Origin of the sequence: Tenacibaculum bernardetii (assembly GCF_029125915.1) — a bacterium.
Lineage (GTDB): Bacteria > Bacteroidota > Bacteroidia > Flavobacteriales > Flavobacteriaceae > Polaribacter > Polaribacter bernardetii.
The window spans coordinates 12,083-29,783 of the sequence record NZ_JAQJCU010000017.1 but is presented as its reverse complement, the minus strand read 5'-3'; the positions used below and the strand labels follow the sequence as shown (position 1 = coordinate 29,783).

At 28.8% G+C, this 17,701-nt stretch carries 14 protein-coding genes and 1 pseudogene; 6 read left to right on the top strand and 9 right to left on the bottom strand.

Annotated elements, in window-relative coordinates:
• Window positions 1–7 precede the first annotated feature (7 nt).
• From P2G10_RS11685 to P2G10_RS11665, 5 genes are all read right to left on the bottom strand, one after another.
• Window positions 8–508 (bottom strand): GbsR/MarR family transcriptional regulator, encoded by a 501-nt coding sequence (locus P2G10_RS11685; RefSeq protein ID WP_420833290.1) that lies wholly within the window; start codon window positions 506–508, stop codon window positions 8–10.
• A 279-nt stretch (window positions 509–787) separates the two neighbouring features.
• Window positions 788–2,962: a PepSY domain-containing protein gene (locus P2G10_RS11680; RefSeq protein WP_275316755.1), complete on the bottom strand. Its 2,175-nt coding sequence runs from the start codon at window positions 2,960–2,962 to the stop codon at window positions 788–790.
• 18 nt (window positions 2,963–2,980) lie between these two features.
• Window positions 2,981–3,454 carry a DUF2271 domain-containing protein gene (locus P2G10_RS11675; RefSeq protein WP_275316753.1) on the bottom strand — a complete coding sequence of 158 codons (474 nt, stop codon included), beginning with the start codon at window positions 3,452–3,454 and terminating at the stop codon, window positions 2,981–2,983.
• Window positions 3,455–3,479: 25 nt separating this feature from the next.
• Complete coding sequence (locus tag P2G10_RS11670; RefSeq protein ID WP_275316752.1) at window positions 3,480–4,964, bottom strand: ankyrin repeat domain-containing protein; 1,485 nt, start codon at window positions 4,962–4,964, stop codon at window positions 3,480–3,482.
• Window positions 4,965–4,973: 9 nt separating this feature from the next.
• Window positions 4,974–5,876, bottom strand: a complete 903-nt coding sequence (locus tag P2G10_RS11665) for a DUF6607 family protein (RefSeq protein WP_275316750.1) — start codon at window positions 5,874–5,876, stop codon at window positions 4,974–4,976.
• A gap of 100 nt (window positions 5,877–5,976) precedes the next feature.
• Here P2G10_RS11665 and P2G10_RS11660 point away from each other — a divergent pair, with 100 nt between their 5' ends.
• From P2G10_RS11660 to P2G10_RS11645, 4 genes and pseudogenes are all read left to right on the top strand, one after another.
• Complete coding sequence (locus P2G10_RS11660; protein WP_275316748.1) at window positions 5,977–6,246, top strand: hypothetical protein; 270 nt, start codon at window positions 5,977–5,979, stop codon at window positions 6,244–6,246.
• A gap of 15 nt (window positions 6,247–6,261) precedes the next feature.
• Window positions 6,262–6,426: pseudogene (locus tag P2G10_RS11655) on the top strand (TonB-dependent receptor plug domain-containing protein); the annotation flags it as partial.
• A 120-nt stretch (window positions 6,427–6,546) separates the two neighbouring features.
• Complete coding sequence (locus P2G10_RS11650; RefSeq protein WP_275316746.1) at window positions 6,547–8,031, top strand: TonB-dependent receptor plug domain-containing protein; 1,485 nt, start codon at window positions 6,547–6,549, stop codon at window positions 8,029–8,031.
• A gap of 18 nt (window positions 8,032–8,049) precedes the next feature.
• Window positions 8,050–8,682, top strand: a complete 633-nt coding sequence (locus P2G10_RS11645; protein WP_275316745.1) for an HmuY family protein — start codon at window positions 8,050–8,052, stop codon at window positions 8,680–8,682.
• A gap of 244 nt (window positions 8,683–8,926) precedes the next feature.
• Here the strand turns inward: P2G10_RS11645 and uvrA are convergent, their stop codons facing one another.
• Window positions 8,927–11,716: an excinuclease ABC subunit UvrA gene (gene uvrA, locus P2G10_RS11640; RefSeq protein ID WP_275316744.1), complete on the bottom strand. Its 2,790-nt coding sequence runs from the start codon at window positions 11,714–11,716 to the stop codon at window positions 8,927–8,929.
• A 205-nt stretch (window positions 11,717–11,921) separates the two neighbouring features.
• On the opposite strand from uvrA, the gene P2G10_RS11635 reads away from it, so the two are divergent.
• Window positions 11,922–12,539, top strand: coding sequence for an RNA polymerase sigma factor (locus P2G10_RS11635; protein ID WP_420833289.1), 618 nt, complete (start codon window positions 11,922–11,924; stop codon window positions 12,537–12,539).
• Window positions 12,540–12,776: 237 nt separating this feature from the next.
• Here P2G10_RS11635 and P2G10_RS11630 read toward each other — a convergent pair whose 3' ends face one another.
• Window positions 12,777–13,433: an endonuclease III domain-containing protein gene (locus P2G10_RS11630; protein ID WP_218773413.1), complete on the bottom strand. Its 657-nt coding sequence runs from the start codon at window positions 13,431–13,433 to the stop codon at window positions 12,777–12,779.
• A gap of 34 nt (window positions 13,434–13,467) precedes the next feature.
• Between P2G10_RS11630 and bcp the strand changes: the two genes are divergently transcribed.
• A complete protein-coding gene (gene bcp / locus P2G10_RS11625; protein ID WP_275316743.1) occupies window positions 13,468–13,920 on the top strand; it encodes a thioredoxin-dependent thiol peroxidase in 453 nt (150 codons plus the stop codon).
• 15 nt (window positions 13,921–13,935) lie between these two features.
• On the opposite strand, the gene P2G10_RS11620 is transcribed toward bcp, so the two are convergent.
• The gene (locus tag P2G10_RS11620) at window positions 13,936–14,550 is read right to left on the bottom strand and encodes a response regulator (protein ID WP_275316742.1); all 615 of its coding nucleotides are present in this window, start codon (window positions 14,548–14,550) and stop codon (window positions 13,936–13,938) included.
• Between the two features lie 28 nt (window positions 14,551–14,578).
• Window positions 14,579–17,617: a ligand-binding sensor domain-containing protein gene (locus P2G10_RS11615; protein ID WP_275316740.1), complete on the bottom strand. Its 3,039-nt coding sequence runs from the start codon at window positions 17,615–17,617 to the stop codon at window positions 14,579–14,581.
• Between the last annotated feature and the right edge of the window lie 84 nt (window positions 17,618–17,701).

The window sequence follows — 17,701 nt, the reverse complement described above, 5'->3', positions numbered from 1 at the left end:
GATAGTTTTAGAAATCGAATTTTTGGTTTATTAATTTTGTTCTTAATTCTTCTATAGAAGAAGTTGCTCCGTCTATAAATTTTATATAATCATTATGAAAATTTAAATCAAATTTTTCATCTTTTTTTTTAATTTTATGATTGTTTATCGTGTTTTTATATCCTTTAATCTCTAAGTGCAATTCTTTTACTTCTTGCCATTCATTGATGAGGTTGTCTATATGTTGTACAACAGAATTTTTATTTATGATAAAGTATTTTTTGCGATCACCTGTTTTAGTGAAATATGTTATTTTGTGTAAATCTTGTAAGTGATTAAGGTGAGTAGAAATAGTACTTTTACTAGCACAAAGAATTGTTACCATTTCCTCAAAAGTGGTTCCTTTTTTGCCGGTAAGAATTATATAAGCTAAAATACGAGCAGCTACAGGAGCTAGCTTTTCTCTGTTTTCTAAATGCACGCCTAGTTTTTCTACTAATCGCATTTTTTCTTGGCAGATTTCTTTCATTATTTAATTTTATGAAAACTGTTTTTTGAAAGTAAATATCACTCTACAGTTAATTTTTATGCAAAGATAATATACTGGTTCGGAACAATCCGAACTAAACGAAATTTAAATTTATTGCATTATAAATATTATTTATAATGGCGTAAATAAGGCCTGAATTATTAAAAGAACAAGAGCGATTATATTAAAATTATCATGACTTTTTCTTAAGAGAATAAATAAGACATTCATTAGATGTAGAAATAAATTATAGAAATTTATTTAAAATAGATTTTATGTTTAGTAGCAATCAGTTTTAATTTGATTTGCTTTTTGAAAAGTACTTAACGGAGTGTTTAATTGATGCAAAGAAATTCTTTCTAAAACTTTTATAACACCATTCATCATACTAATAGAACCGCAAATCATAATGGTTCCGTTGTTTTTTAATGTGGATGCAATTAAGGCTTGCTCTTTTAAAATAAGATCTTGCACATACGCTTTATCTTGTGCTTGCGAGTAAGTAATATGAATATTTTCTTCATTTAAATTTGTTAAAAAAGGCGCATACATTTTTAAAGACTCTTTAGTTCTTGCTCCCCAAAATAAATGAGTTGTAGAAGGTGAATTTAACATTCCTAAAAATGGAGCAATTCCTGTTCCGTTAGCTATTAAAATGGTGCTTTTAGATTTTTTAGAAAAATGAAATGCTTTGTTTTTTTCAATTCTAGCAAGTAAAGTATTTGCTGATTTAAGATTGAAAAGTAAATTTGAACAAACACCTAATTCGTGTTTTTTTATACTTAATAAAATATCATTGTCAATTTTCCCTACAGAATATAAGCGTTTAACGTTATCGTTTTTTGGAGTGATTGCTAGTAAATCACCTGATGAAAAGCGTATTTTTTTAAGAGGTCTTAAACGAATTAAAAAAGAAGCATCTGTATTTAATTCAGTAGTGTTTATTACCGAAAAAGCTTGCTGTTTTTTAGGTTTAGCTAGTTTTTGTTTTAGTTCTAAGTCGATATTTGTTTTTTGACTCCATTGTATCCCCCAGGTTTTAAAATCATTAAAATTTTGATTGTTAATTTTATAAAGAGGTAAAGTAGGAGAGAAGTGCTTTTTCTTTTTAAATACGTTATCAATTTCAATAGCAAACTTGCAATATTCAGGATATGCTAATGAGCCAAAACCAACTACAGCATAATTTATGGAGTTTTGCTGTTTAATTTTTTCTGCTAATGTTAAAAAGTTACCCGCATTTGAAGGAGGTTGCCCTTCGCCATAAGTTGCTGTTAAAACAATTAATTGGGTAGCTTTATTATAAGATGTGTAGTTGTTTAAATGGTCTATAAAAACAGTTTTTTTATCGGTAATTAAAGCGTTGTATAAAGAAGATGCAATACCAAAAGTACTGCCTGTTTCTGAGCCAACTAATATAATAATTTCTGAATTTTCTTTTTTAAACTTGTTCTTAGGTAATGAACTTTTACGTTTTCTTTCTAACGTCATGGCAAAACCAGAATAGATAAAAAATAAAATTGCAACACAGGATAAAAGTAAAATTATTGCCCAAATAATAGTACCACGACCGGTATGTAAAAACAAACTCCAATCTGATAAAATATAAACCCACGACAAGTTTTTATCGCTAATTATTTCACCAGAATATTGATGAACAATCAGCTCTTTGGTTTTTAATTTTAAGAAAAAAAAATCTTCGGCATCATCAGAAAAAGGAAATTCAATACTTTTAACTTCATTTAATTGAATGTCTTTAAAGATAGAGAACTCCTCAGCGGAAATTTTTTTATCCAAAGAAATCTCTGAAAAATCAAAAGTATGGTTAATGTTGTTTTCTGGTAAAAGAGAAAATTTTTCTAGAGATAAGTATACAGCGGTTACTGTAATTATTACTATAGGAATTAAGGTAAATCGACCAATAATTACATGATAATATTGATTAAAACCTTCCTTAACAACTTTAGTGAAGAAACGTATAATTCCGCCTTGCCTTTTAATGATAAGAATGCTTCCTGTAATAGTAATTAGCAATAGGAGGAAAGAGAAAAATCCAACTAAAAAACGACCGGTAGATTTTAAAAATAATGAACGATGTAAATTGGTTGTCCATTTAAAAATAGATGATTTAGAAACAACACTACTTATTTTTTTACCTGTAATAGGATTAATGTAAAACGTTTCATTTTTTCCGTTTTTGGTAATTACGGCAGCGGTAACAAAATTATGTTCATTAACATCTATAGTTATTACCTCTTTGTATTCTTTTTTTAAAGAAGAAATTGTTTGAGAAAGGGAAACGTTATCAGTAGTTATTGCATAAGGTTTTAATTGATTCGAAATAGGTTCGAAACTTAAAATTATACCGGTTACAGCAGCAATAAGTATAAAAATAGATGAAGATATAGCCAGTGTTAAATGGCTATACCTCCATACAGAAGTAGTTAATTTCATTAAATAGTATTTTACTAATTATTGCGGAATCATGCGGATGTAACGTATAAACCCTTTTCCTTCAACCTTGGTTTTTACGTTTTCTGTAGTAAGTTCGAATTCAACATCATCTTTATAGTATTCTTGATCCTCAACGGCAGATTCAAATCTAATTTTATAACCTTTATTTAATTTACTTTCCGGAATTTTAAGAATACTAATAGTTCTATTACCTCCACTAACTGTAGCTCCTGTTATCGCATCTATATCAGCTCTTTTTGTACCTTGAAACTTCCACCATTCTGTTATATCAGAATACCAATCTTCATCATCACCTTGTACATATAGCGTTTTTTCATATTCGCCATCTGGGTTTAATAAAGAAACTGTAATATAAGCACCTTCGCCTGTATAATTTTTTAATTGAATCATACATTTATAAGTAGCATCATTATAAGTAGTAAAAGCCATCGCTCCGAAAGCCAAGAATAAAATTATAAGTGTTTTTTTCATGTTATTTATGTTTAATTACTTGAGTTTATTTTAAAAAACTGATATCGGTATTTTTTAGATTTTCATTTTCTTTAGCTAAATCATATAAAGTTTCATCAAAATCTGTTTTTACATTTTTATCTGCTCCTTTGCTAAGTAAATGTTTTATGATTTTATGATTTTTAGCAATTAAAACAGCTTCCTGTAATGCTGATAATCCTTTTTTGTTTTTAGCATTGATATCAATTTTATAATCAGCTATAAAGTTTAGCATAGCAATACTTTGTTTTTTAACAGCTAGATGAAATAAAGTATTTCCGTCTTTTTGTATCTCTTCAACATTTAAACCTTTAGCTTTTAAAAGACGTAATTTTTGTTGAAATTCTGCTGTTTTTTTAGCATTGAAAGTTTTAAATAAGTAATAGTTAAGGTTATTACCTTTGGCGTCATCAATAGTAGTTTTGGCTCCTTTTTCTAATAAAAATTTAACAACCTCTAAACTGTTGCTTAAGCTATTTGTAAGGGCAGATTTTCCTTCTTTATTAGAATGATTAATGTTTTTAGTTTTTGAAGCTAATAACTTAATGACCTCTAAAGAGTTCCTTCTAGCTGCATTTATTAAAGGAGTATTTCCATTAACATCAGCTTTATTAATAGCTATTCCTTTTGATATAAAATAATTAAAAGTTGCGATGTCTTTATTTCCATAAGCTAAATTATGAATAGGGTTTTTACCTTCGTTATTAGTTATGTTAGGGTTGATGCCTAAGTTTTCTAAATATTTAAAAAAAGCTAAAGAATTGTAACCACTTCTAGAACCTCTTGAAGCTAACAAAAATGCATTTCCACCATTTTTATTTAGGTTTTTATATGGGATTTCTTTTTTTAATAATAATTGAGCTATTTTTTTATTACCATTTTTAGCAGCATAATTAAACGCTCCGTTACCATCATTATCTAAACTATTAAGAGACAATCCTTTTGCAGTAAAATAATCAACCAAGGCGAAATCTTTTAAATTAGGAATTACTAGTAACAACGCATTAGCACCATTTTCGTTTACATCATTTTTAATATCGATACCGTTTTTAATAAGTACATCGTATATTTTTGTGTTGGTTTGTCCTGCTGCCGCAGCAAAAGTTAACGGTGAAAAATTATGAGAATCTTTTAAATCTAGTCGAGCTTTATTATCAATAAGATGTTTAACTAATTCTAAATTTCCTTTATAAGCGGCCCAAAACACGTAGGTTCTTTTATCATGTGTTAGCTTATTTACATCATTATCTTTTTGTTTAAGCAGGTGTTTTATAGTAGTATTTGGTGCTTCAGCTAAAATGGCATTGGTAACAGCATCAAATCCATTAGATGTTAATGCGCTAGGGTTGTTGTTTTCTTTTATTTTTTGATCAATAATAGCAACAGTTGGTTTTGTTTTCCAGAAAGCACGATCAAAAAAAACGTTTTTTGTTTGTGCTTGTAGCATACTTGTAATGAAAACAAGTAAAAATGTAAATTGTAAATTTTTCATGTGTTTTATTTATTTTTTAACGAAAGATTCAATCGTTTTATCTATTTGTTGTTGCTCGGTTATTTGGTCTGAAAATAAGTGTTTGTATAATGGTTTGTTCTGTACTTTTTTCTCTAGAGAAAGATTGGTGTTTCTTCCATAAACTTCATCCCATTTATTTCTAACTAATTGCCATTTGTTGGTGTTTTTTTTCCACCAATCTTGCGATGCTTTACATCTATTATCAGCAACTTTAACATAAGTGTTGTAGCCTTTTTCATGTGCTAATACAATATCTTTAGTGCCTGCTTTTCTAATTATTTTCTTGTTGTCTTGATCGTGTATCCATCCGTAGTTAGTAATTTCATGGCGGTTTCCTCTTTCGGTTACATTATAGTCACTTCTTTTAGTGTATTCTCTACGAGGTAAAGGCGCATCAGTAGTATTTTCCCAGTAACTTTTTCCATCTACATGTACCCACGTTCCTGAGCCTTCGTAACGAGGACTATCATCTACTTGATATACTTTTTGTGTCCATTGTTTTTTCACATCAGCTTTTGATTTGTTTTCATATAACCAATTGTTATCTCCGTTATACATATAAAAATCTTGATTTTGATATGCCCAATCTTGTCTCCAATGTTTTACAATATGTGGTTTTGCAGGATTACCAACTTGAAGTAAATGCTGAATTGAAATATTGTTTTTACCATCTTCAATTAATTGTGCCCATTCTAAACCTTTTGCAATTTTTGTTTTTGATGGCTTATATAAAGAATCTTTACTGTTATTAAAAGTTTCCGCAAAATTAAAAGTCACTTCAAAACAGCCACACATTTTTTTTATAGCTGCTTTGTCTTTTGTCTTTTTACTTTGAGCATTTATTGTTAAAGCAGTTAATAATAACATGCTTCCTAATAATACTTTTTTCATTTTATAATTTATTTTTAGTTGAATTAAATTTTTGACAAAAATATAAATTTTATTTAGATTGATTTAAAATAAATAATATATTTGTCGAAAATTATTAAGAATGTTTCTAAATAGAAAGGTGATAGGTTTTTTTACTTTTATAAGTTTAACTGTTTTTTCGCAAGAAAAAACAGTTAAAAATAACGAGACTCTAGAAATAAATGAGTTAGAAGAGGTGATTGTTACAGCAACAAGAACTAAACGACAGTTATCATCAATACCAATGCCTGTTACGCTAATACCTAAAGAACAGCTTGTGAAATCGGGAGCAATACGTTTAAAAGATATTTTGTTAGAACAAACAGGAATCGCTTTAGTTTCTGACTTTTGAGGCTCAGAAGGAGTCCAATTACAAGGTGTTGCGGCAGATTATACTTTAATTTTAATTGACGGTGTTCCGGTTGTAGGAAGAACTTCTGGAAACATTGATTTAAATAGATTAACGGTTAATAACATAAAACAAATTGAAATAGTTAAAGGACCTTCTTCATCTTTATACGGTTCTGAAGCTATTGGTGGTGTAATAAATATAATTACCGAGCAACCAAAAAATGAAAAATTAAAAGGAACTGTTAGTTATTATGTAAAAGGCGGTGCTGCAAATGAGTTAGATATTAATACAAACGTTTATGTGAAAAGGAAGGGTTTTGGGTTGGTTTCGGGAATAAATTTAAACTCGAGTAATGGTTTTGATTTATCACCTGAAACTACTCCAAAAACAACAGAAGCACACCAAAATTTTACTGGACATTTAAAGTTAAGTTACGATTTTTCTAATCAATTAAAAGTTAGTGTAGCGAATCGATTTTATCAACAAAATCAGCATAAAAGTAAACAAACCGATTGGAATGTTAATACTACAATTAATCATAAAATAACCGACAAATGGCAGTTAGATTATAATTTTTATACCACAAAGTATAAGGCAGAAAGTGTATTTAATAATGATGAAACATTGTATAAACAAACTTTGCTACGACCAGAAATTAAATCGACAAATAAGTTTAATTACGGAACTTTAATTTTAGGAATAGGAGCTAATTTTGACGCTTTAGAAAGAACCGAGTTCAATGGTATTAAAAAATACGATACACCTTATGTGTTTGGACAGTTTGATTTTAATCCAACCCATAATTTAAATGTAATTATAGGCGCTCGATTTGAAAATAGTAATCAATACAAATCAGCATTTACACCCAAAATATCATCAAGCTATAAAATTAATAGTTGGCTCACGGCAAAAGTATCGGTAGGTTACGGATTTAAAGCACCTGATTTTAGGCAACTATATTTTAATTTTAGAAATTCAGCAAGCGGATACGTGGTTTTAGGAACCCAATCGTTACATGATTTGTATGGTAATCTACCAGAAATACAATCAATTGATAAAGAATTAAAACCAGAAAGTTCTGTTGGTTATAACTTCGGATTTGAATTAAAACCATTACCAAGCTTAAAACTAAATATTAATTTATTTAGAAATGATATTAAAGACTTGATTGATACGTATGACACTCAATTAAATGCGTCAATATTAGGTTTGCCCGCCGGAACACGTACATTTTCATACAGAAATACAAACAAAGTATACACACAAGGAGTAGAGCTAGAGGCGAATTATAAACTATCCTCAAATTTTAACATTTTAGGAGGGTATCAATTTTTGGATACGGGCGATAAATCGCAAGAAGATTTAATAAAGTCAGGTAAGGTTTTTTACAGAAGAACACCGTTGTCTTCATCGGAAAAAATGACAATTTCAAATTATTATGGGTTGCCAAATCGATCAAAGCACATGGCAAACTTTAAAGTTTTTTATGAAAATTATCAGCATGATTTTTCAGCAAATATAAGAGCAGTGTACAGAAGTAAACATGCCTTGTTTGATACGAATAACAGTCAAGGAATTATTGATGAGTATGATGATTTTGTTGTAGGCAATACACAGGTTAATATAGCAGCCTCAAAAACATTTTTCAATTTGATGAATGTTCAACTTGGTGTTAATAATATTTTCGATGAAAAAGGAACAGAAAATAAAAGCACCTTTAAAAATAACGATAGTGTTTTGCGCTTAGGAAGCACTTATTATGGTAGAGTCCAATTTAATTTTTAATATATAAATCAATAAAAAATGAGAATTTTAAAATCAGTTTTAATAGTAGTAATGTTAAGTTTTGTAGCTGTTTCATGTAGTGAGAATAATGATACATTACCTGATGAGGTGGTTGCTAAACAAGTAGTTAATTTACACGCAAAAGAAACAACGGATCGATCTGTACATCCAGCGGTAGTTTCAGGAGAGTTTGTTAAATTCAGTTTTAGTACGGGTGCAGTAACAACAGGTGATAATTGGGATATTGCTTTTAGAGGAACTACCATTTTGGTTAACGGAGGTGTTTCTACAGGAATTACAAATGAACCTGAAAGAAAAAAAGAAGCAGCTTTAGCATTAGTAGAAGGTGTATTTTCAGATGTTAAAACTGCACCTTTAGAGAATACCTTTAAACAAGATGCTATTGAAGCATTAGCACTACCAAAAACCACATGGTATTCTTATGATAGAGAAGATCGTAGCATAGACCCTGTAGCCGGAAAAATTATAGTCGTAAAAACAAATGACGGACATTATGCTAAAATGGAAATTATAAGTTATTATAAAGATATGGATAGCTCAAATTCTGCAGACCCTGTAAATTCAGGCGCACAATATTACACGTTTAATTATGTGTATAACGTTAATACTGGAGATAAAAATCTTCAGTAATTGTTAATTATTTTGTTAGTTTTTGTTAATGAAAAGCTGTTTTGGTTAGTCACCAAGCAGCTTTTTTATTCGTTTAATATCTGTTCGATATAAAAATTTTGATTTTAAATTGTCACTTCGAGTAATTTTCTATTGAAAATTGTATCAAGAAGTATAGTTTAAAAAACAAAAAATGTTGTTTTCTATAATTAAATTCTTGCATAATTTCACTCGAACTGACACTTTTTCTTATATCGAACTTATATTAAATTAGTTTCTCTTGTAAATACTTAGCGGTATAAGATGCTTTATTTTTAACTAACTCTTCAGGCGTTCCAGTAAAAATTAAATTCCCGCCATTTTTACCACCTTCTAAACCAAGATCGATAATATAATCGGCACATTTAATTAACTCGATATTATGTTCAATAACAATTATCGAATGTCCTTTTTCGATTAAAGCATTAAACGATGCTAATAGTTTTTTAATGTCATGAAAATGCAATCCAGTTGTAGGTTCATCAAAAATAAATAAAGCTTTGTCCTTAGTATTTCCTTTTATTAAAAACGAGGCTAATTTTATACGTTGCGCTTCTCCACCAGATAAGGTTGAAGACGATTGCCCTAATTGCACATACCCTAAACCAACATCTTGCAAAGGTTTTAATTTTTTAGCAATTTTAGGTTGTTCGTGTTCCGAGAAAAAAGCAACAGCATCATCAATAGTTGAATTTAAAATGTCATCGATAGATTTCCCTCCAAAAGTAACTTCTAACACTTCTTTTTTAAAGCGTTTTCCGTTACAGGTATCGCACTGCAAATGCACGTCGGCCATAAATTGCATTTCAATCGTAACTTCACCTTCACCTTTACAAACCTCGCAACGACCACCTTCTACATTAAAAGAAAAATGTTTAGGTTGGTAATTTCTTATGTTAGATAGTTTTTGATCTGATAACAATTTACGAATGTCATCGTAAGCTTTAATATAAGTAACAGGGTTTGATCTTGAAGAACGCCCAATCGGATTTTGATCGATAAATTCAATATGTTTTAAAGTATCAAAACTTCCTGTTATGTTGGTGTATTGGCCAACTTTATCTCCATATCCGTTTAGCTTTTTCTGCATTGCAGGATATAAAATTTTCTTAACCAACGTACTTTTTCCACTACCTGAAACTCCTGTAATTACCGTTAAGTTGTTTAAAGGAAAAGAAACATCTACATTTTTTAAGTTGTTTTCTCGTGCACCAATAATATTAATGGTGTTTTTTGATGTTCTGCGAGAAGTTGGAATATCAATTTTTAATTCTTCGGATAAATATTTAGCCGTTAACGAATCTGATTTCATAATAGCATCAAAAGTACCTTCGGCAACTACGTGTCCGCCATAAGTACCTGCTTCAGGGCCGATATCAATAATATAATCAGCTTCTTTCATAATATCTTCATCATGTTCAACCACAATAACGGTATTCCCTAAATCACGTAAATCTTTAAGAACCTCAATTAGTCTTTCTGTATCTTTTGGATGCAAACCAATACTTGGTTCATCTAAAATATACATAGATCCTACGAGCGAACTACCTAAAGAAGTGGCTAAATTTATACGTTGACTTTCACCACCAGAAAGCGTGTTAGAGGTGCGATTTAAGGTTAAGTATTTTAAACCAACATCAGTTAAAAAAAGCAAACGATTGTTAATTTCGGTAAGCAATCTTTTTGCAATGTTTTTATCGTTTTCATTTAAGTTTATGTTCTTAAAAAAAACAGCCAATTCATCTAAAGGAAGTGTAACTAAATCAGAAATTATTTTATCGTGTACTTTTACGTAGTTGGCTTCTTTACGTAATCTTTTACCGTTACAATCGGTACAGGTTGTTTTTCCGCGATAGCGAGAAAGCATTACTCTGTTTTGAATTTTATAGCTTTTTTCTTCTAGTTTTTTAAATAAATCATGTATTCCTTCAAACTTATTTGTCCCGTTCCAAATAAGCTCTTTTTGTGCTTCAGAAATTTCAAACCAAGGTTTATGAATAGGAATATCAAATGTTTCGGCGTTAAGAATTAGTTCTTCTTTGTATATTCTGTAAGCATCAGTTTTAAAAGGAAAAATAGCATCTTCAAAGATTGATAATCCTGTATTCGGAATCACTAAATCTTCGTCAATACCAATTACGCTTCCGTAACCTTCACAAGTAGGGCAGGCTCCGTATGGGTTGTTAAAACTAAATAAATGAGTGTTCGGTTCTAAAAAAGTAATACCGTCTAACTCAAATTTATTACTAAATTCAGTAACAACGTTCGTATTTAGGTTTTCTATTAAGCAGAACCCCTTTCCTTCAAAAAAAGCAGTTTGAATAGCATCTCCTAAACGATTGTAAAAATCTTCTTCGTGTTTTAAAACAATTCGATCAACCACTAAAAATAATGCTTCATCATTATAATCTTCAATAGGAAAATCATCAATTCTTAAAACAGTATCATTATATTTTAATCGTGCGTAACCTTGTTGCGTTAATACTTGTAAAACAGTTTTTAAATCTCTGTTTTCATTAATGGTAATTGGCGCAAGTAATAAAAGTTTAGTGCGCTCTTCGAAATTTTTAACGAAAGTAAGCACATCAGAAACGGTATGCTTTTTTACTTCATTACCAGATATTGGCGAAATAGTTTTACCAATACGCGCGTATAATAGTTTTATATAATCGTAGATTTCTGTTGAAGTACCTACGGTTGATCTTGGATTTGTTGAGTTTACCTTTTGTTCGATTGCAATTGCCGGAGCAATCCCTTTTATATAATCTACTTTAGGTTTGTGTAATTTTCCTAAAAACTGACGTGCGTATGAAGATAAACTTTCTACATAACGACGCTGTCCTTCGGCATACAAAGTATCAAAAGCTAAAGAAGATTTTCCAGAACCAGAAAGGCCTGTTATTACAACTAATTTATTTCGAGGAATAACAACATCAATATTTTTTAAATTGTGCAGTTTTGCCCCTTTTATAATAATGTTTTCCTTAGGATTAACGGTAGAAATATCTGTTTTCATCTATAAAAAAATAATGTATAAAAATACCATTTTTGTAAATGAATGAAGAAGATAATTTGTTCTTTTTTTTTTAAATAACTATAAAATTAATTTAATACTTGTATTTGTTAATAAAAATAACAATATTTGTAACTAGTTACTAATCAATAAATAAAAAGCCTATAGCTAAATAATTACTTTTTAAAGATATACCCTTAACGAAAGAATGTCTAACGACGTTCTTAAAAAAGTAATTATGATGCATAAAGATGTTGTAAGCGATAGCGCTTTAGTAAGAGACTACATTAATGGAAAAGAGTTAGCAATAGAATTGCTAATTAAACGCCACCAGCAAAGATTATATAGCTTTATATATAGCAAAGTACAGAATAGAGATACTACAGAAGATATTTTTCAAGACACTTTTATTAAGGTGATAAAAACACTTAAAAAAGGACGTTATAACGAAGAAGGTAAGTTTTTGCCTTGGGTTATGAGAATTTCTCATAATTTAATTATCGATTTTTTCAGAAAAAATAATAGAATGCCTACTTTTAATAATACAGAAGATTTTGATATTTTTTCGGTACTAACTGATGGTGCTTTAAATGCTGAAAATAAAATTATAAAAGAACAAATTTTATCTGACGTTAGAGATTTAGTAGAAGAATTGCCAGAAGAGCAAAAAGAAGTTTTAAAAATGCGTATTTATAACGATATGAGTTTTAATGAGATTTCTGAGAATACAGGCGTGAGCATTAATACGGCTTTAGGGAGAATGAGATATGCATTAATTAATTTAAGGAAAATAATAGAGAAAAATAAAATAATTTTAGTAAATTAGACAATATTAGTAAAAATTCGTCGTTAAATACTTGATAACAAAATATATAAAGGGAATATATGATGCAAACTTACTCACAGAGATCTTCGGATTTCATTATGAAACCTAAACAAGAAACAATTCAATTTTTGATTAATTTTTCTAAATCTTTACAAGTAGTTAAAACCAAATCAAACTATCTCATTGAATTGAATTTGAATTAAGAGAGGAAAAGCTTCAACACTAGTTGAAGCTTTTTTATGCGCGTTTTTTATAATATTCATCTAAAACAGTTTTTCTCCCTATTGTTTTTGTAATAATATCATTTTCTAAATCCCAACCACGAGCAGGAGAATATTCACGTCCGTACCAGATTATTTGCAAGTGAAGATCATTCCAAATTTCTTTAGGAAATAAACGTTTTGCATCTTTTTCTGTTTGAGCTACATTTTTACCGTTCGTTAAATTCCAACGATACAATAATCTATGAATATGAGTATCTATTGGAAAAGCAGGAACACCGAAAGCTTGACTCATTACTACTCCAGCAGTTTTATGGCCTACAGCAGGTAATTCTTCTAAAAACTCAAAACTCTCAGGAACTTCTCCGTTATGTTTTTCGATTAATATTTTAGATAAACCATAAATTCCCTTAGATTTCATAGGTGACAATCCGCAAGGCCTAATGATTTCTTTAATTTCTTCTACAGTCATTTTTACCATATCGTAAGGATTATCCGCTTTAGCGAATAAAAGAGGTGTAATTTTATTTACACGAACATCAGTGCATTGCGCAGACAATAAAACGGCAATAAGTAAGGTGTATGGATCTTTATGATCTAAAGGAACTGGTATTTCTGGATACAATTTCTCTAATGTATCTATCACAAATTGAACTTTGTTTGCCTTGGTCATTTTCTTTATCTTTATATCGACAAAAATACAAATTATGACAACATTAAAAATAGGAGATAAAGCACCAAATTTCGAATCTGTTGATGAAAAAGGAAATACAGTAAAACTTACAGATTACAAAGGTAAAAAGTTAGTTTTATTTTTTTATCCTAAAGCAAGTACACCAGGTTGTACAAATGAAGCGTGTGATTTGAGAGATAATTATCAGGCTTTTTTAGCAAAAGGTTACGAAGTTTTAGGAGCAAGTGCAGATTCTGCTAAACGACAACAAAACTGGATAAACAAACATGAGTTGCCTTTTCCATTATTGGCAGACGAAACTAAAGAAGTAATCAATGCTTTTGGTATTTGGGGTCCAAAAAAGTTTATGGGAAAAGAATATGATGGAATTCACAGAACGACTTTTGTAATTGATGAAAACGGAATTATTGAAGATATAATAAGTAAAGTAAAAACAAAAGAACACGCTAAACAGATTTTAAAGTAGGTGTAAAAATTACAGCTAGCTTACTACATACAGGTTACTTGACATTGTAAAATGAATAAGTTCGCCTATTGTATTTAGGTTTAGTTTTTCTTTTATATTTTTTTTATGTTTCTCTACTGTTAAACTAGAAATGTTTAAAAGAATTCCAGTTTCTTTACTTGTTTTTCCAGAAGCTAAAACAATTAAAACCTCCCTTTCTCTTTTAGTTAGGGAGTTTGTTTTTTCGGTGTTTACAGTATCTTCTTTTATATTTAATTTTACTTTTTTATAATTTAACAAAGCTAACTCAATAGTTACCTTTAATTGGTTTTCATTAAAAGGTTTTAACAAATAAGAAAAAGGCGTAGTGTTTTTTGCTCTTTCAATAATATTTGGTTGACTATATGCAGTTAAGTATATTACAGGAATACTGTTTTTTGGAACTGTATTTTTTATAAAGTGAATACCATCTTTATGGTCATTTAAATTTATGTCGCATATAATAATATCGATACTTTCTTTTTGAAATGTATCAACTGCTTGGCTATAGTTTCTGGCAACACTAACAATATATTCAGTTTCTTTTTCGAGTAAAATTTGTAGGTCTTTGGCTATAATAAATTCATCTTCTATAAGTAAAATTTTTTTCATAGGTAGTTTTTTTTAAATATAGAGAAAATTATAGAGGTATTAAAATTTTATTACTAACACCTTGACTATTATCAGTAATTAATTTTGCATTTAATTGTAAGGTCATTTCGGCAACGAGCTCTAACCCTAAAGAAGAGTTTTTATTCTTTTTAGTTGAGTAGCCAATACCGTTATCAGTGATTTTAATTTCAATATGGGTTTTATTTTTTTTACAACTGATATTTAGGGTGTTTTTTTCGTTTTTCTCTTTAAAAGCATATTTATGAGTGTTCGTTATTAATTCGTTAAGAATTAAACCAATTAAAGATAGGTTTTTATTTGAATATCCGTTGATAACATCAACATTATAGACCTGTTTAAATAAAGGATTGTTTTCATTAGATAAGGTATGAATTATTTTGTTTGATATTTCGATGATAAATTTACCTAATTCTACATTTTCAGAGTTTATATTTAACAACATTTGAATATGCGCTATCGATAAAATTCTATTTTTTGCTATTATTAAAATATCTTTAGTCTCTGAGTTTTTTATAGTGTTGGCTTGAATGTTTAGTAAGCTAGAAATAATTTGTAAGTTATTTCGTACACGATGGTTCATTTCTTTCATTAAAAATGAAATGTTTTCTTTTTGTTTTTTTGTTAATGCGTACGTCTTTTTTAAGGTTTCATTTTTTTCAATTAACTCATGGGTTCTTTCATAAACAGTTTTTTCAAGTTTAATTTTGTCTTTTTTTAACTTGTTTATTTTATAAAAGTAAAATAAAATACTAGCAAGTAAAACACTTAAAATAATCAATATTTTAAACCATAATTGCGCATACCAAGGTGGTGTTATTTTAATTTTTAATGATATTGGTGATTTGTTCCAAACACCAACATCATTCGTAGCTTTAACTTTAAATATGTACTCACCAGGATTTAAGTTTGTGTAAGTAGTGGTTCTGTCTTTAGTTACTGGCCTCCAATTATTATCAAAACCTTCCATTTTATATTGATATAAAACTTTTTCAGGGTTAAGGTAATTTAGTGCTGTATAGTTAAAGGTTAACACATTTTCAGAACTTTTAAATTCTAATTCGTTTTTTAAAGCTTTATTTTTTTTCAGAGGTTTGTTAAATAATTCAATAGATTCTATGTAAACTTTGGGATGATTTGGGTTTTCGTTTATCGTTGCAGGGTTAAAAATGTTAATACCGTTGATGCCTCCAAAATAAAAAATCCCTTTAGCATCTTGATATCCTGCTTTACCGTTAAATTCAACATTTTGTAAGCCATCTTTATCAGTATAGTTTTTAAAGGTGTTTTTTGTAACATCTAAAACAGCAATACCATAGTTGGTGCTTACCCAAATGTTGTCTTTTTTGTCTATATTAATGCTGTAAATAAAATCATTAGGTAAGCCTTGTTGTTTGTGATAAAGCGTGGTATTCTCATTTTTATCTATTTTGGTTAATCCAGATGCGGTACCTATCCAGTAGTTACCTTTACGATCTTCTTTTATTGCAAAAATTCGATTATTTGATATTCTTTTGGTTTCATGAAGTTCAAAATTATAAAGTTTTGTGTTGTTTTTAGATATTTTATATAGCCCTTCGTCAGATCCCAACCATATATTTTTTTTAGTATCAACCAATGAAATACGTGCCCTATTTAATTGCTTGTTGTTTATTAAAATAGGTTTAAATTTTTCAGAATTAATATCAAATTCAAAAATACCAGCGGTCCAGGTTGCTATCCATAAAGTATTTTCATTGATGGGTATTATTTCAATGATTTCATCATCTGTAATGCCATTGTTTTTTTTTGCATTAGGTAAAAATTGCTTGAAATCATCTTCTTTTTGATTGTATTTTAATAATCCTGCGCCAAAACCTCCAGCCCAAATATTTTTTTTATAGTCTTCTTTAATTGTGTAAATTAAGGTTCCTTTAGTTTTATTATATAATTTAAAAGTTTTTGTTTTATTATTATATTTAATAATACCTTGTCCGCTAGCAATCCATAATAAAGAATCTTGATTTTTTAGAAAATTAAAAGAACTTATTTTCCCTATATTAGGAAACTCTTTTAGTTTTATATTGGTTGTTTTAAATTTTTTTTGGTATTTACTATAATGAAATAAGCCTTCTCCTTCACTACCAAACCAAATATTACCTTTTTTATCGCAGGTTATTTTAATGATATTTACAGGGTGTATTATTTTATCATTATTATTCTTAAAAACAATAGGAGTAATTTTTGCAGTATATAAGTTGTATTTATAAACTCCTTTTTTTGTAGCAACATATAAACTTTCTTCTATTTTATAGAAGCATTGCACAAAAGACTTTATGCTTGTTTTTTTTAATTTTTTATCAGAGTCTAATATTTTTAAACCTAAAGGAGTTCCTATAATTATTTCTCCGTTGCTTTTATATATGGCTGAAGTATTGTTAATAGCACTATATACAGATGTTAATTTTAACGATTTTATATTTAAATTTAAAACTCCTGAGTTACTGGTGGCAATTAAAATATTATCCTCATCTGTTTTAAAAAAATCTAACGCGATATTTTCTTTTTGAGATTTAGGTAAGCGTATAACATTTGATTGCTTGTTTTTTTGATTATATAAAATGATATGATTTTTTGTAGAAAAAATTATTTTTTCATTGGATAATTTAACAACCCGATATCCAAATTGAGTTTCTTTATTTTCTGCAGAATTGTAAATATCAAAAAATCGATTAGAATAAAATTCATAACCAATAATTCCGTTTGTATTTGTAGCTATGAATAAAGTGTCATTTATAGCACTTAAATCTCTAATGTGATCATCTTTTATACTTAAAGAATCTTTAGGGTTATGAACAAAGTTATCAAATTCATAGGCATTAAATCGATGAAGTCCATCTTCTGTTCCTGCCCAAACATAGCCTCTGTTATCTTGACTTAAGCCTTTTATGTTTAACTGTAATAAACCATGTTTTTGACCAAAGACATTAACAAACATCGTGTCTTTTTTTAATTGACAAAAAGCATTATTCAATAATAAAAGAAGAGAAAGAGTAATAAGTTTTTTCATAAAATAAATAACTCTAATATATATAAAAAATAGTGAAGATACAAACCGTTAGTTTGTAGTAGTTTGATAAATTAAAAGGATAAC

Bases quoted from the DNA above. Each gene is read 5' to 3' on its own strand.
- P2G10_RS11685 (WP_420833290.1), bottom strand. From the start codon at position 508: ATGAAAGAAATCTGCCAAGAAAAAATGCGATTAGTAGAAAAACTAGGC.
- P2G10_RS11680 (WP_275316755.1), bottom strand. From the start codon at position 2,962: ATGAAATTAACTACTTCTGTATGGAGGTATAGCCATTTAACACTGGCT.
- P2G10_RS11675 (WP_275316753.1), bottom strand. From the start codon at position 3,454: ATGAAAAAAACACTTATAATTTTATTCTTGGCTTTCGGAGCGATGGCT.
- P2G10_RS11670 (WP_275316752.1), bottom strand. From the start codon at position 4,964: ATGAAAAATTTACAATTTACATTTTTACTTGTTTTCATTACAAGTATG.
- P2G10_RS11665 (WP_275316750.1), bottom strand. From the start codon at position 5,876: ATGAAAAAAGTATTATTAGGAAGCATGTTATTATTAACTGCTTTAACA.
- P2G10_RS11660 (WP_275316748.1), top strand. From the start codon at position 5,977: ATGTTTCTAAATAGAAAGGTGATAGGTTTTTTTACTTTTATAAGTTTA.
- P2G10_RS11645 (WP_275316745.1), top strand. From the start codon at position 8,050: ATGAGAATTTTAAAATCAGTTTTAATAGTAGTAATGTTAAGTTTTGTA.
- uvrA (WP_275316744.1), bottom strand. From the start codon at position 11,716: ATGAAAACAGATATTTCTACCGTTAATCCTAAGGAAAACATTATTATA.
- P2G10_RS11635 (WP_420833289.1), top strand. From the start codon at position 11,922: ATGTCTAACGACGTTCTTAAAAAAGTAATTATGATGCATAAAGATGTT.
- P2G10_RS11630 (WP_218773413.1), bottom strand. From the start codon at position 13,433: ATGACCAAGGCAAACAAAGTTCAATTTGTGATAGATACATTAGAGAAA.
- bcp (WP_275316743.1), top strand. From the start codon at position 13,468: ATGACAACATTAAAAATAGGAGATAAAGCACCAAATTTCGAATCTGTT.
- P2G10_RS11620 (WP_275316742.1), bottom strand. From the start codon at position 14,550: ATGAAAAAAATTTTACTTATAGAAGATGAATTTATTATAGCCAAAGAC.
- P2G10_RS11615 (WP_275316740.1), bottom strand. From the start codon at position 17,617: ATGAAAAAACTTATTACTCTTTCTCTTCTTTTATTATTGAATAATGCT.